Here is a 14,723-nt window from a genome sequence, read left to right as displayed (position 1 = left end):
TACTATTCGGGGTCTCGAACCGTGTTGCGAAGGGTGCCGATGCCTTCGATGGTGACCTCAACGGTTTGACCGGGTTTCATTTCGCTGACCCCCTTGGGGGTTCCGGTGATGATGACATCGCCGGGCAATAGCGTGAAGATCGACGACACGTAGGAGAGAAGTTCCGCAACAGTGTGGATCATGTTGGCGGTCGTATCGTCTTGGCGAACTTCGCCATCGACCGTGGTCGTGATCCGCAGGTTGTTGATATCCAAGTTCGGGTCAACGGTGATCCAGGGCCCCAGCGGGCAGGACGTGTCGAAGCCCTTTGCGCGAGTCCACTGCGAGTCGGCTCGCTGAATATCACGAGCGGTCACGTCGTTTGCAATGGTGTATCCAAGGATGACCTTGTCGACGTCCTCAACCGGAACATCCTTTGCCAGGGACTTAATAATGACTGCGAGCTCGCCTTCATGATGCAGTTCATCGCACCAGGACGGGCGAATGATCGGATCATCGGGGCCGATGACAGAGGTGTTCGGCTTCAAGAAGACGACCGGCATATCCGGGGCTTCGCCTCCCATTTCGCGCGCATGATCGGCGTAGTTCTTACCGATCGCAACGACCTTGGAACGCGGAATGACCGGAGAAAGCAAGCGAACTTCATCAAGCTCAACGATTCGCCCATCGGGCTCAACCGGATTGAACAGCGGGTCGCCCTTCAGGACAACGATTCGGGTTGAGCCATCTTCAAGGGCTCCATAACGTGGTGAGTCACCGTCAGAAAAACGCACGATCTTCATAGTCAAAGCCTAAACCGCGAGCGCCTTTTTGTCGGAACAGGGCGCACACGCTGGCAATGTTCAGGGCACCGTGTGGCCAGCAGAATATGCCACCGCGGAGGCAGGTTGTCCCCGAGGGCAAGTTTTGCGTGGCGCGTTGGCCCCGCCGACGTAGTCGGTGGAATCCACACAACACGCAATTGTCTGAACGTGAGGGGATTGCCTACAAAGCGGTGGCGATCTCGTCGATCTGAAGGTGAACAGTGTGGTAAAACGCCGGTGCCTCGGGCATGAGCCCGGAGCACCGGCGTTGAGTCAGGATGGCTTTCTGATGGGCTTCGTCAATACGAAGCCGTTTCAGCACACAACTTCGAAGGCGGACGGGAAGTCCAATCGCGCGGCATCAGGAGACTTTTTCCTCGGCCCAGGTGTCGGTCGGCAGATCGCCGGGAAGTAGCGGATTGTCCGTGCCGACGAAAACGGGGATCTCGACGCCGGCCTTGCGCTGAGCTTCGTAGTCGCGCAGGGCACCCAGGCCCCACTTCGAGAGCCAGAGCAGGGCGATCAGGTTGGTGACGGTCATGACGGCCATCGCAATATCGACGGCGTTCCAGACCAGGTCCAGCGAGACCAGCGCACCGAGGACAACGGACCCGACGGAGATAACGCGAACAGTCCAGGTTGCCCACTTCTTGCCGGTCACGAACGTCATGTTCGTTTCGGAGTAGACGTAGGCGGCGATGATCGACGAGTACGCGAGGACGAAGATGAGGACGGCCATCGGCATGATGGTCCATTGACCGAGCTCGTTCGCGACGGCCACGGAGGTCAGGTTTGCGGGACTGATACCCTCGGCTCCCCAGACATCCGGGCCTGCGATCAGGATGACGAACGCGGTGGCGGTACACACGATGACCGTATCGATGAAAACGCCGAGGGACTGAATGAGCCCCTGGGACACGGGGTGCGCAACAGTCGCGGTTGCAGCGGCGTTCGGAGCAGTGCCCTGGCCGGCTTCGTTCGAGAAGAGGCCTCGCTTCGTGCCGTTGATCAGGGCGGCGAGAATGCCACCACCGAGGCCACCAACGAGTGGCTGGGGCGCGAATGCGGAGGAGAAGATCTGGCCGAGGACGGCTCCGAACTGGCCGATGTTCATGATGACGATGATCGCGACCATGATGACGTAGATCGTGGCCATGATCGGGGCCATCCATTCGGTCACGCGGGCGACGGTGCGGATACCGCCGAAGATGACCATGGAGGAGAAGACGAACAGCAGGGCACCGATGATGATCTGTGCCCGGGTGAGTGAAGCGATGACGGGCTCAGAGCCGGCGTCACCAAGTGCAGAGAGCAGGGTTCCTGCGATGGCGTTCGACTGGACGGAGGTGATGACGAATGCGCAGGTGACAACGGTGATGACAGCGAAGACTGAGGCAAGTACCTTGTTCTTCATACCGAGCGAAATGTAGTACGCGGGACCGCCACGGAATGTGCCGTCAGCAACGCGGACTTTGAAGACCTGCGCGAGCGTTGCCTCGAAGAATGCGGTCGCCATCCCGACGAGGGCGACGATCCACATCCAGAAAATTGCGCCCGGACCACCCATCAGCAAAGCTGCTGCCACGCCGAACACGTTGCCGACGCCGACGCGGGCGGCGAGCGAAATCGTGAACGCCTGGAAGGACGAGATGCCGCCCTTCGCGCCTTGACGCGAGCCGGTGACAGCGCGAATCATCGACGGGAAATGCCTCAGTTGCACACCACGAGAAGCGATGGTCAGGAAAAGGCCGGTGCCAACGAGAACCCAGACTGTCACGTGTAACGTGAGCCAGTCTGCGACCGCCAGAATCTGATTTGCAAGGTCTTCCACGTCGCACTCCTTTCTTGTCCACCACTGTGGTGGGTTACGGCTAACGGGACGCGCTAAGCATGGCACATGATCTGCTTTCCCCGTTTTTCGATCCACAACGTGACCACTTGGGTGCACTTCCAGTTGGCGGTCGGGGTACGAGGCTCATCGTTGAACGCGTTTCCTTAAACAGGCAGTTATTCACAGGCTCACATCGCCTGTCCCTTCTATCCAAACATTTAATAACCAGCGTTTGGGGGCAGTCGTCTTTCTGGGACAATGGGACCATGACAGCGAGCTTGAATGAACTTCTGGACCAGTTGGAAGACGATGGCCTGTTGAAGGATCCTGATGCGCTCTACGAAGCGTTTACTTCGTGGGCGGCCTCAACGGGCAGGCCACTGTATCCGCATCAGGAAGAGTCGTTCCTTGAGCTCCTCGACGGGAAGCACATTATTGCTGCAACCCCAACTGGGTCGGGCAAGTCGATGATCGCGTTGGCCGCGCACTTCGTGTCGATGGCGAATGGTGGGCGCTCGTATTACACAGCACCTCTGAAGGCTCTTGTTTCAGAGAAGTTCTTCGATCTGGTCGCACTTTTTGGTGCGCAGAACGTTGGCATGGTGACGGGCGACGTGTCCCTCAATCCTCTGGCGCCGATTATCTGCTGCACGGCTGAAATCTTGGCGAATCAGTCTCTGCGTGAAGGCCCATCCTTGGATGCGGACATGATCGTGATGGATGAGTTCCACTATTACGGGGATCCGCAGCGAGGATCAGCATGGCAGATTCCCCTGCTGGAGCTCACGAAACCTCAGTTTGTCGCGATGTCTGCGACACTTGGTGACACCGCGTTCTTCCGTCGTACGTGGCAGGAACGCACCGGACGCGAGGTCGCGTTGATTGATAATGCGAAGCGCCCGGTTCCTCTTGAATTTGAATATGTTGTCGATCGTTTGGACGACACGGTCGAGCGCCTGTTCAACGAGGGCCGCTGGCCGGTCTACATCGTGCATTTTTCTCAGAAAGATGCCGTTTCAACTGCGCAATCATTTAATAAGCGCACGTTGATCAGCGATGACCAAAAGAAGAAGATCAACGCCGAGCTTGCAACCGTGAGCTTTGCGAAGGGGTTCGGTCAGACTCTGCGGTCTCTACTCACCCAGGGAATTGGTGTTCACCATGCGGGTATGCTCCCCCGCTATCGCCGACTGGTTGAGCGCCTCACACAGCAGGGCTTGCTCCCCATCGTGTGCGGAACTGACACTCTTGGTGTTGGTATCAACGTGCCCATTCGCACGGTGTTGTTGACGTCATTGGTGAAGTTCGATGGCAACAAGATGCGTCACCTATCAGCACGTGAATTCCATCAAATTGCTGGTCGCGCAGGTCGCGCTGGCTTCGACACCGTCGGCTATGTGCGTGTTCTTGCTCCTGAGCATGAGATTGAGGCTGCCCGCGAGCGCGCGAAGCTCAGTGCGGCCCAGGAAGCGGCTCGCGACGTGCGTGAGTTGAAGCGCGCCCAGAAGAAGCATGCGAAGAAGAGTAAGGGCCCTGGCGACGGAACGATCTCGTGGACAAAGGCGACGTTCACGCGTTTGACTGAAGAGCAGCCCGAACAGTTGCGTTCACAGTTCTCAATGACGCACTCGATGGTCTTGAATGTTCTTGCCGGAGCGGAAGTTGCAGGGCGTGATCCTGGAGCCCATTTGGTGGAGCTGGCCGTGGGCAACGATGACCGTTCCCAGGACTCGAACCCACATCTTCGCCGCTTGGGCGACATCTACTCCTCGTTGTTGCAGGCGGGCGTAGTCGAGCACGTCTCTACCGCTCAAGCGTTGAAGGAACATCGTCCCAGGCTCCGTGCGGCAACTGATTTGCCCGATGATTTTGCATTGAATCAGCCCCTGTCGCCGTTTGCACTTGCTGCGATTGAACTCTTGGATCCTGACTCGCCGTCATATGCGCTTGATGTTCTGTCCGTTGTGGAATCGGTTCTCGATGATCCTCGTCCACTGCTCTTTGCCCAGCGTTCTGTAGCCAAGGGTGAGGCCGTCGCCGCGATGAAGGCCGAGGGCATGGAGTATGACGAACGTATGGAAGCATTGGAATCGGTAACGTGGCCGATGCCGTTGGCTCATCTGTTGGAGTCGGCGTTCGCAACCTATGTGAAGGCGAATCCTTGGATCGGGAATCTTGAGATTTCTCCAAAGTCAGTTGTCCGTGAGATGGTTGAGAACGCGATGACATTCACGGAGCTTGTTTCCCGTTACGACGTGGGACGTTCCGAGGGCGTGCTGTTGCGTTATTTGACGGATGCATATCGTGGCATGAAGCAGATTATTCCCGATGATGCGATGACGGACGAGGTCGAGGCGATCATCGATTGGCTGGCTTGCCTGATTCGTGCGGTTGACTCCTCCTTGTTGGACGAGTGGGAGGCATTGGCTGAAGGCAAGGCCTCGAATTCTGCTACACAGACGGTTGGAAACGAGGTTGCGTTCGGCGCTGACGAGGACGGAACGATCGCGTTTACGACGAACAAGCATGCATTCCGTACGGCAGTGCGTAAGGCGATGTTCCATCGTGTAGAACTGATGAGCCGCGACGCGGTTGAGGCTCTGGCGCGCGAGGACGCCGATTCCGGGTGGGATGAAGAACGTTGGGATCACGTGTTGGAGCGCTACTGGGCAGAGTATGACTGGATCGGGATCGATCAGGAAGCCCGGTCGGCCTCATTGTGCGAATTGAATGAGCACCCTTCCCCCGCAGATCTTGAGGTTGCTGGCGCCGAGGCGGACGGTGACCACACGTATTGGTTGGCGACTCAGACACTGCTTGATCCGAATGGCGATGGCGACTGGCACCTCGTCGCCCTGATCGACCTTGTTGAATCCGATCGCCAAGACGGAGTCGCGCTGACCCTACTGTCCGTAGGCCCGCACTAAGAAGTTCACCGGCAAGCTCAAGAGCCTCGATACGATTCACCTTGCAACAGCTTCGATCCTGACAAGTCCCACTACTCAGATCACTTTCTGCACGAATGATCTGAAGCTTGCTCGGTCAGCAGAAAAGAGAGAGTTTCCTATCGCAAGCCTGCTTCAAGGGTTTCATCTCTAACGGCTCAGCAGACGCCGGGCCTGTATTCACCTAGTCGATCGCAGTCAGCGGAACGCATTCGGCGCCTGACACATCGATAAAGTCCAGCGGGCTCAACTCCACCGAATAGCCGCGCCTGCCACCTGACACGATCATCGTGTCATGGTCCAAACAGGACTCATCAACAAATAAACGGTGCGAAGTCGTCTGTCCCAGCGGAGAAATCCCGCCCACCACGTATCCCGTACGACGCTGCGCGACAGCAGGATCCGCCATCTCAGCGTTCTTCGCACCCGCAGCCTTCGCGATCAGCTTCATCGACAGATGATGAAGAACCGGGATAATCCCGACAACGAACTCGCCGGTATTCAGTTTAACCATCAGCGTTTTAAATGCAGTCGCCGGATTAACACCGAGCTTCTCAACCGTTTCACCACCATACGTGCGGGCTTCGGGCGAATGCTCGTATTCGTGCAAGGTGAAGGAAATCCCGGCCTTATTCAATGCTTCAATCGCACGAGTCGGACCCGACGGCGAACTCGAATTCGCTTTCTTTTTCCCCACTTGGATACACCTGCTCAGATGATTACTGCGCGCGGATCAGAAACCACGGTCTTTCCGAACGGGAAGCACGTCACCGGAATCATCTTCAGATTCGCAAGCGCCACCGGAATACCGACGATCGTTACGGCTTGCGCAGCAGCTGTTGCTACGTGCCCCATTGCGAGCCAGAGTCCAGCGATCAGGAACCAGACGACGTTCATCAGAGTCGACCCCGCGCCCGCATGTGGCAGAGGCACAACACTACGTCCGAACGGCCAGAGCACGTACTGTGCGATACGGAAGCACGCCAGGCCAGCCGGGATCGTCACAATGAAAACGCACGCGATGATGCCGGCCAGCAGGTATCCCAGCCAAAGCCAGATGCCACCGAAGAGTAGCCAAATGATGTTGAGCAGCGTGCGCACGAAGTCTCCTTGAAGTCGTTGGTGAAGCTGCATCAATTATCTCGCATGCGCGTTGGGCGCGCTCTTCGAAAGCCAGTTGTTCAGAGCAAGTCAGGGATTATTCAGGGGGTACGAGGCCGGACTGCCGTACGATTCACCTATGAACATTCAGGCGGGAATTCAGCACGCGTTGGAACGGATTGAGGTTGCGCGCACCCACTATGGGGCATCGCAAAAAGTTGCGCTCGAGCTTGCCGTGAAGACGCGATCCGCCGAGGAATGCGCGCAAGCGGCACGGCTGTTGAAAGACCTTGGGCAGCCGATCTTGCTTGGCCACAATCGCGTTCAGGAAGCCCGAGATACCGTCGATGCTATCCGTAGCGTCGAAGGCTCTCACGTGCACTTGATCGGACCACTGCAATCGAACAAGATCAATCAAGCGTTGGCGTGCGTCGATCTGATTGAATCCCTCGATTCTGTAGCGCTCGCCGCGAAGATCGACCAGCGTCTTTCCACTTCCCTGCCGGTTTTCATCGAGGTCAACGTGTCCGGTGAAGACACGAAACACGGGTGCCAGCCGGCAGGCGTTGATTCTGTCGTTGAGGCAGTCGTGAGGTCAGAACACTTGAAGCTCAGTGGCTTCATGACAGTTGGGCTGAATTCCCCTGTCGAGGCTGATGTTCGCTCCGCGTACGCACTGCTTCGCGAGATCCGAGATCGAATCAGGGTCTCGTACGCGATGAGCAAGCTGGAACTGTCGATGGGAATGTCGAATGATCTTCACTGGGCGATCGCTGAAGGCGCAACAATCGTCCGCGTCGGCACCGCCGTTTTCGGGGCGCGTCACCTGGGCTAGGTGCAAAACTGGGACATGAGCATGACGCCTGTCTATCTCACCCTTGATCTGATTCGAGAAGTCGGCGGAGAACGGAGTTTCCTGCGAGGGATTGAGTACGTCTCTCAGCTCTCGATAATCACTGGCTCTTGACAACATCCTCGCGACTGAGACAAGCCGCGGGGAACAGCTCTGACCAATCACGGAATGCGGTGCACCCACTCGTAGGTCGCGAACTTCGTTTCGCACCGTTCCTTCGCACGCTGGATGTCGGCTTCAGTGATTTCACCGTCAGTAGCGTTGTACTTCGTCTTGAAATGGTCGTAGAAGGTGTCGAGGATCTGCTCGCGTGGCAGACCGATCTGGGAGCGCATCGGGTCAACACGCTTGACAGCGCTACGGGTTCCTTTGTCGCGGATCTTTTCCATGCCGATGCGCAGAACCTCGTTCATCTTCACTGCGTCGATGTCGTAGGCCATTGTCACGTGGTGAACCATGTAGCCGTTTGACCAGCGCTTTTGTGCTGCACCGCCGATCTTGCCCGCTTCGGACGCAATGTCATTCAGCGGAATGTACTTCGCCTTCACGCCTAGCTTTGCCAGGACTTCCATGACCCACTGGTCCAGGAAAGGGTATGACTGTTCGAAACTCATTCCTTCAACCAGAGCGGTCGGAATGACCAGCGAGTACGTGACGCAGTTGCCGGGCTCCATGAACATAGCGCCGCCGCCGGTGACGCGACGGGACACGGTAATGCCGTAGCGTTCGACACCATCCTGCTGGATCTCGTTCTGGTAGGACTGGAAGGAACCGATGACAACCTGCGGGCCGTTCCATTCCCAGAGTCGCATGAACGGCTTACGGCGACCAGCCGCAACATCTTCGACCAGTGTCTCGTCCATGGCAACGTTAATCATCGGGTCGACAACGGGACCGTGAATGACCTCGAAATCGATGTCATCCCAAGAGAGCGCATGTCCCAGAGCACGACGAACGGCCACGCCAACAGCGGCGGGCGTAACACCCATGAGAACATCATCGGGATCCAGACCAGCTTCAACGCGCGATGCGATCTCAACACCCGACAGTGATGCGGGGGCACCTTCAAGCGCGCCCGTCATACGCAGTAGCGCATCATCGGGGTCAAGGAAGAAGTCGCCAGAGAGGCGCACATTCACTATCGAGTCGTTTTCCACGTCGCAGTCAACAACGACGAGCTTGCCACCGGGAACTTTGTACTCTCCATGCATGGCTTAATTGTCCTCCGCCACGCCCCGCAATGCGAATCGCGCCAGCGTTTTCAGCTGAAGTTCACTCACGCAACAGTGGCGCCACGCCCGAATGCAACAGCCCCCACATGTAGGCGTCGAAGAGTGCTTCCCACGAGGCCTCGATAATATCCGTACCGATACCAACGGTCGACCAGGAGCGGCGGCCGTCGGTCGTCTCGATGAGGACGCGGATCGTCGCGTCGGTGCCCGCGCGGTCCTCGTCGAGGATGCGGACCTTGAAGTCGGTGAGCTCGAAGTTCGCACACACCGGGTAGTCGCGTGGTACTTCTCCTTGAAGTGGTCGTAGAAGGCGTCGAGGATCTGCTCGCGCGGAAGACCCGTCTGCGAGCGCATCGGGTCGACGCGTTTGACCGCTGAGCGGGTGCCCTTGTCGCGGATCTTCTCCATGCCGATGCGCAGGACCTCGTTCATCTTCTCGGCGTCGATGTCGTAGGCCATCGTCACGTGGTGGACCATGTAGCCGTTCGACCAGCGCTTCTGCGCGGCGCCGCCGATCTTACCGACCTCGGAGGCGATGTCGTTGAGCGGCACGTACTTCGCCTTGATCCCGACCTTTTCGAGGACCTCCATCACCCACTGGTCGAGGAAGGGGTAGGACTGCTCGAAGCTCATCCCTTCGACGAGGGCCGTGGGGATGACGAGGGAGTAGGTGACGCAGTTGCCGGGCTCCATGAACATCGCGCCGCCGCCGGTGACGCGGCGGGACACCATGATCCCGTGCTTCTTCTGCCCCTCGGGCTGGATCTCGTTCTGATACGACTGGAAGGAGCCGATGACGACCTGAGGGGCGTTCCACTCCCACAGGCGCATGAAGGGCTTGCGACGCCCCGCGGCGACGTCCTCGACGAGCGTCTCGTCCATCGCGACGTTCACCATCGGGTCGACGACGGGCCCGTGGATCACCTCGAAGTCGATGTCGTCCCAGGACAGAGCGTGGCCGAGTGCCCTGCGGACGGCGACGCCGACCGCGGCCGGCGTGATCCCCATGAGGATGTCTGAGGGAACGAGGGACTTCTCGACGAGGACGGCGATCTCTTGGCCGCTGGCGGACGCGGGCGCCCCTTCGAGAGCCGCGGTCATCCGGGTGAGGGCGTCGTCCGGATCGAGGAAGAAGTCGCCCGAAAGGGTGACGTCGACGAGGGCGTCGCCGTCGACCTCGCAGTCGACGACGACGAGCTTTCCACCGGGAACCTTGTACTCACCATGCATGGCGCTCATTGTCTCTCACCTGCGGGTCCGACTCCACCAGAGCGCCAGAATCCACGTGCCCGAAAGGTCGTGTCTTCCGCCATCAACAGCGCTCGATCAGTGTGCGATAGGTCCGAGACTCCCCCGGGTCGAGGTGAACAAGTTCGCCCTGCACCCGCGCGTCGGCGCGGCCGCCGTCCCGGGACGTCGACGGTTCAACCGCTAGGACGTTTCTACCAGGCGACGGGTCACGCCAGAGTATGAGTATCTTCCAATCTTCCGAATCGAATGACACTCTTACCTTCCCTACCTCTGCGGCTTCGACGTTCACCACGCATGCGCTACCGTCACTAGGCGGCAAGAAGTAGCTCACACCTTCAGGCGCAGGCTCCTCGCGGAGCTGAACTGGAAGCACATCAATTGCGCTAGGCGAGGATTCCCGAACCCCAAGAAACACCGCATTAGACGAAACCGTCGTACCTTCCTGCACCAATGGATACCCGAGGTTAATATGATGCCGAAACATGTGTTCAACACTTTCGAAGCCATCATTTGTTACGGTGTCGATAATCTCGATCAAGGGACGGTCTAGAGCGAATCGCAATTCGCGCTGAAGTCGCAGCCACTCTCCCCCAAGGGAATACTCAACGACCTCGCCGCGAACCCGGAGTGACAAGCGTGACCGCCAATCACAGCACTCCAACTCTTCACAGGTGCGCCCAGCGTTCATAACAAGCTCAGCAACAACATTTGAAGAGGGAAGGGCGCCAACCCTACCGTGAAGTCCGAACTCCCGCCCCATGTCGACGCTGGGCATACCGGTAGCGAGCATGCCACACGTCGTCAGGAGACCTCCTCCGAATGAGCGAACCCAGTCAGAACCCAAACTGCTCGTGCGCGCTGAGGCTACCCGCCCACATCCACTAATCCACGAAATGGGAAGGTTCGCGGCCGAGGCCCGACCGATATCCAGACAGCGATCGATTTCAAGTTCGACAGAGAAACCTTGCGGGTTCGAAACTAGCAGAAGATCCTCACCCTCTGCCAAGCCATCTGCCGCTTTCACTCGACTCACGTCGATCAGCTGCTCAATCGCACCGAGGCGGCCCCCCACTTCCGACCGAAGCAGCGCTCTCGCTTCGTTAGAAATCTGCAGCACTACTCGCTCCTAAGTGGAACGGCACGTTGCCGCACAGTGCCGATGGAGATCGCAACGATGAGAACGACACCCGTCACGACATACTGCCAATACGACGGTACCCCGAGGAGATTGAGAGCATTTCCCAGAATTGTAAACAGGAGAGCACCGATCACGGTACCCCATATCGTTCCAGAGCCACCCCGCATGCTCGTTCCGCCGATAACAACCGCAGCAATCACGGTCATTTCATACCCGATCGACATGTTTCCTTCGGCCGATGACAGGCGTCCACAAATGAACATCGCACTCAGCGCGAAACAGAATCCAGCGAAGACAAATGCGAGCGTCTTTACGCGCGGAATTGAGATCCCCGCTAAAGCCGCAGCCCTCTCATTCGAACCCACTGCGCGAATCTCGCGACCAAAATACGTATGTTGGAACAGGAGGTACGTCAAGGCGGCCAAACACGCGAACACAATGAACGCAATCGGCACCACTGAAATCGAACCGGTTGTAAACGCTCGAAAATAATGCGAGCTAATCGGAACAACGTTTCCATCGGTGAAGATAAACGCCGCGCCCAGGAAAAGATAAAGCGACCCGAGTGTCGCGATGAATGGCGGAATCCTCAGGCCCGCCACCAGCAGACCATTTACCAGACCCATGATCACACCGAGAACGAGCGCGAGAGCGAAGGCCGCTCCAATGGTCATGTGTGGCAAAGCAACCGCCACCGCAATCGAACATATCGCAATCTGACCGGCAACCGAAAGATCAATTAAGCCACCCGCAATGAGGACTGTCATTCCGCATGCAGCTATTCCCGCAAAAGCACTCTGAGCCAAGATATTCGCGATATTTCCGGCCCCAAAGAACGAACGGCTACACAATCCGAGCAGCACGCAAACAACAATGAGCGTCGCCGTTAAGTATTGCGCCTTCAGTAGGCGCCATAAGGCACCTGACGCCGGGGAATGTTCATCAGATGAGGGCTTCAACATCTCAGGATTCTTGTCGTTCATCGACTCGCCTTCCCACCTAGGAACGCCTTCTTCACGACCGCGCGCTGGAGAGAGTCCAATGAAAGCGCGAAGACCAGTAGCGCGCCGAGCGCGATGTACTGATAGAACGAAGAGACGTTGAGCAGATTCAACGCTGCATAGATCATCGACAGTAGAAGGGCACCAATCAGCGTGCCCACGATCCGTGGGCGTCCGCCCATCATCGACGTGCCACCGAGCACAACGATCGCAATCGCCTTCAACTCAAGACCCGTCGACACGGTTCCATTAACAATTCCCAACTGACTCGCCAGCAGCACACCGGCGACGCCCGCCATCAACCCGCAGAGAACGTATGCAGAGACGACCATGCGCGAAACCGAAATACCCGAATCGGTCGCAGCAGCCGGCGCATCGCCCACCGCGATCAGATGTCGTCCAAAGCGCGTTCTCGCCACGACGAGCCACCACGCAAACCCGATAGCCATCGCCACAATGAACGGTAACGGCAGGCCAATGACAGAGGTCGTCGCGAATCCCTTGAACCCGATACTACTGATCACCACCGGAGCACCTCCCGTAATGAGAAGCACTGCGCCGCGATATACGCTCATGGTCGACAATGTCGCAATAAAGTCAGGAACTCTAAGTTGTGTCACCAGCAGTCCATTGATGAGGCCTGTAATCAAGCCGACGCCAATACCGCAAACCACTCCAGCAAGCGCTCCACCATGTGCCATGGCTATTGCCGTGGAACACGCAACGAGCGCCTGAGCAGAACCAACCGACAGATCAATACCTCGAACGCCGATTACGACTGTCTGACCGAGCCCAATGATGCCAAGGATCGCTGAAGCAATCAAGACATTCGTAACATTTGATGCCGATAGGAAATTGGGCACAAACGCGACGCAGAGCCCAAGGATCAATACAAACGGAATCAGAACTCCAGCATTCTGCATGAGCGATCGCAAGCGGAGCGCCCGCTTCGAATCACGCTCTGATTGAACTCTCGCCTGCTCCTGAAGCGAATCAATCGAGCCCTGTGACACAATCTCACTCACTCGACATCGCCCCCTTCCATCCCCTGACCCACGGCCGCAGCAATAATCGCCTCTTCAGTATTATCGGCACCAGATATCTCAGAAATTATCTTGCCAGAGAAGTAGACGAGACAACGATCGCAAATCGCGGCCAATTCTGGCGCATCAGAACTTGAGATGATCACAGATACACCACGATCCGCAAGCTCCTTAATCAGCTGATATATTTCGACCTTCGCCCCAACATCCACTCCTCGCGTGGGCTCATTGAGAATCAAGATTGGGCATCCGGAAAGAAGCGCCCGACCAAGCAGAACTTTCTGCTGGTTTCCTCCTGAGAGCGATGCAATGAGCTGGCGCGAATTTGCGACACGGATCCTCATCGACTCTCGCAGCTTGTCAAAGGCCCCACTCTCCATCGCACCAATCGGAAGATAGCGCCCAACGGACTTCAAGTTCTTTCGATCTTTCGACACCAGGGCATTTTCGAGCACCGACAGATGCGGGAGGATGCCTTCCGCCTTTCGGTCTTCAGACAACATGAATATGCCACCCCGAATTGCTGATCGACTGTCCCTAATTCTGACATTCTTTCCGCCAACAATGACGCTGCCCGCGATGATGGGAATTGCGCCAAATAGCGCACGAGTCATTTCAGATCTGCCAGATCCAACGAGGCCCGCAAGGCCTAGGATCTCCCCATTTCTCAACTGAAAGTTCTGTCGATTAGCATTTCCCGGGAGCAGAACGTCCTGGACTTGAAGTGCAAAGACAGCACTGGAATCAAGCTTTGCTTCACGCGAGAACTTCTCAGGCTTGCGCCCAAGCATCGCCTCAATGAGCTCATCCTGACTAATGTCTGATGGACGCACTTCGGCAACGAGGGCTCCATCACGCATCACCGCAACGTTCGAACAGATTTCGAATATCTCATCAAGATGATGCGAAACATAGATGACTGCTTTGCCCGCCTTTGCGAGGCGACGAACAATGACATGAAGATTCGCAATTTCTGCATCATTTAGCGCCGCAGAGGGCTCATCCATGATTATTACAGAAAAGTCGTACGATAGCGCCCGCGCGATTTCGACGAGTTGCTGGTCTCCGACGGTTAGGGTCGATACCAGGCGGTTCGGATCCAGCTCGAGGCCGAGTTGCTTGAGAAGTTCGCGTGCCTCTTTGAGTGTGGTCGCGCTTTTTACGAAGGGACCCTGTGTCAGTTCGTGGCCGAGGAATATGTTGTCGGCGATCGAAAGATCTGGGACCAGCCTAAATTCCTGGCTTACAACTGCAATACCTGCCGCTTGGGAATCACTTGAAGAGCCGAACTGAACCTCGGCGTCACGAACAACGATACGGCCCGAATGCGGACGCTCAATCCCTCCTAGCATTTTGATCAGCGTGGACTTTCCAGCGCCATTTTCGCCAACAAGTCCCAGGACCATTCCTTCTTGAATGGTGAGCGTGACGCCCTTTACGGCGTGTACTCCCGGGTATTTCTGATGGAGTTCCTCCACCCGCAGGATTTCTGAATTGTCCACCGGTCACCAGTCCTCTGCTCGGG

The 14,723-nt window shown here is 57.2% G+C and carries 12 protein-coding genes and 1 pseudogene; 2 read left to right on the top strand and 11 right to left on the bottom strand.

The features are described 5' to 3' along the window. Positions 1-2: 2 nt before the first annotated feature. The gene (locus QP381_RS07740) at positions 3-782 is read right to left on the bottom strand and encodes a fumarylacetoacetate hydrolase family protein (protein WP_285068312.1); all 780 of its coding nucleotides are present in this window, start codon (positions 780-782) and stop codon (positions 3-5) included. A 382-nt stretch (positions 783-1,164) separates the two neighbouring features. Then, positions 1,165-2,634 carry an alanine/glycine:cation symporter family protein gene (locus QP381_RS07735; RefSeq protein WP_179370532.1) on the bottom strand — a complete coding sequence of 490 codons (1,470 nt, stop codon included), beginning with the start codon at positions 2,632-2,634 and terminating at the stop codon, positions 1,165-1,167. Positions 2,635-2,900: 266 nt separating this feature from the next. Here QP381_RS07735 and QP381_RS07730 point away from each other — a divergent pair, with 266 nt between their 5' ends. Next, positions 2,901-5,561 (top strand): DEAD/DEAH box helicase, encoded by a 2,661-nt coding sequence (locus QP381_RS07730; protein ID WP_179370533.1) that lies wholly within the window; start codon positions 2,901-2,903, stop codon positions 5,559-5,561. A 202-nt stretch (positions 5,562-5,763) separates the two neighbouring features. Here QP381_RS07730 and ybaK read toward each other — a convergent pair whose 3' ends face one another. Both ybaK and QP381_RS07720 read right to left on the bottom strand, forming a co-directional pair. After that, positions 5,764-6,276: a Cys-tRNA(Pro) deacylase gene (gene ybaK / locus QP381_RS07725; protein ID WP_285068308.1), complete on the bottom strand. Its 513-nt coding sequence runs from the start codon at positions 6,274-6,276 to the stop codon at positions 5,764-5,766. A gap of 14 nt (positions 6,277-6,290) precedes the next feature. Then, positions 6,291-6,680 carry a YccF domain-containing protein gene (locus QP381_RS07720; RefSeq protein WP_103633510.1) on the bottom strand — a complete coding sequence of 130 codons (390 nt, stop codon included), beginning with the start codon at positions 6,678-6,680 and terminating at the stop codon, positions 6,291-6,293. A 139-nt stretch (positions 6,681-6,819) separates the two neighbouring features. Between QP381_RS07720 and QP381_RS07715 the strand changes: the two genes are divergently transcribed. After that, complete coding sequence (locus QP381_RS07715; RefSeq protein ID WP_285068305.1) at positions 6,820-7,515, top strand: YggS family pyridoxal phosphate-dependent enzyme; 696 nt, start codon at positions 6,820-6,822, stop codon at positions 7,513-7,515. A 179-nt stretch (positions 7,516-7,694) separates the two neighbouring features. Here the strand turns inward: QP381_RS07715 and QP381_RS07710 are convergent, their stop codons facing one another. The 7 genes and pseudogenes from QP381_RS07710 to QP381_RS07680 all read right to left on the bottom strand — a co-directional run bounded on the left by QP381_RS07710 (position 7,695) and on the right by QP381_RS07680 (position 14,700). Further along, positions 7,695-8,744 (bottom strand): lipoate--protein ligase family protein, encoded by a 1,050-nt coding sequence (locus tag QP381_RS07710; RefSeq protein WP_103633508.1) that lies wholly within the window; start codon positions 8,742-8,744, stop codon positions 7,695-7,697. A gap of 61 nt (positions 8,745-8,805) precedes the next feature. Continuing rightward, positions 8,806-9,033, bottom strand: coding sequence for an alpha-isopropylmalate synthase regulatory domain-containing protein (locus QP381_RS07705; RefSeq protein WP_442953409.1), 228 nt, complete (start codon positions 9,031-9,033; stop codon positions 8,806-8,808). A gap of 4 nt (positions 9,034-9,037) precedes the next feature. Next, positions 9,038-9,995, bottom strand: a pseudogene (locus QP381_RS07700) (lipoate--protein ligase family protein); the annotation flags it as partial. 82 nt (positions 9,996-10,077) lie between these two features. Next, complete coding sequence (locus QP381_RS07695) at positions 10,078-11,133, bottom strand: DUF4432 family protein (protein WP_184453202.1); 1,056 nt, start codon at positions 11,131-11,133, stop codon at positions 10,078-10,080. Beyond that, the gene (locus QP381_RS07690) at positions 11,133-12,137 is read right to left on the bottom strand and encodes an ABC transporter permease (RefSeq protein WP_285068299.1); all 1,005 of its coding nucleotides are present in this window, start codon (positions 12,135-12,137) and stop codon (positions 11,133-11,135) included. Before QP381_RS07690 ends, QP381_RS07695 begins: the two co-directional genes overlap by 1 nt. After that, positions 12,134-13,180 (bottom strand): ABC transporter permease, encoded by a 1,047-nt coding sequence (locus tag QP381_RS07685; protein WP_285068296.1) that lies wholly within the window; start codon positions 13,178-13,180, stop codon positions 12,134-12,136. Before QP381_RS07685 ends, QP381_RS07690 begins: the two co-directional genes overlap by 4 nt. Then, the gene (locus tag QP381_RS07680) at positions 13,177-14,700 is read right to left on the bottom strand and encodes a sugar ABC transporter ATP-binding protein (protein WP_285068294.1); all 1,524 of its coding nucleotides are present in this window, start codon (positions 14,698-14,700) and stop codon (positions 13,177-13,179) included. Before QP381_RS07680 ends, QP381_RS07685 begins: the two co-directional genes overlap by 4 nt. Between the last annotated feature and the right edge of the window lie 23 nt (positions 14,701-14,723).

This window comes from Pauljensenia sp. UMB6358 (assembly GCF_030216865.1).
GTDB classification, from domain to species: Bacteria; Actinomycetota; Actinomycetes; order Actinomycetales; family Actinomycetaceae; genus Pauljensenia; species Pauljensenia turicensis_A.
The sequence above is the reverse complement of the archived record's forward strand: the minus strand, read 5'-3'. Positions and strand labels throughout refer to the sequence as shown.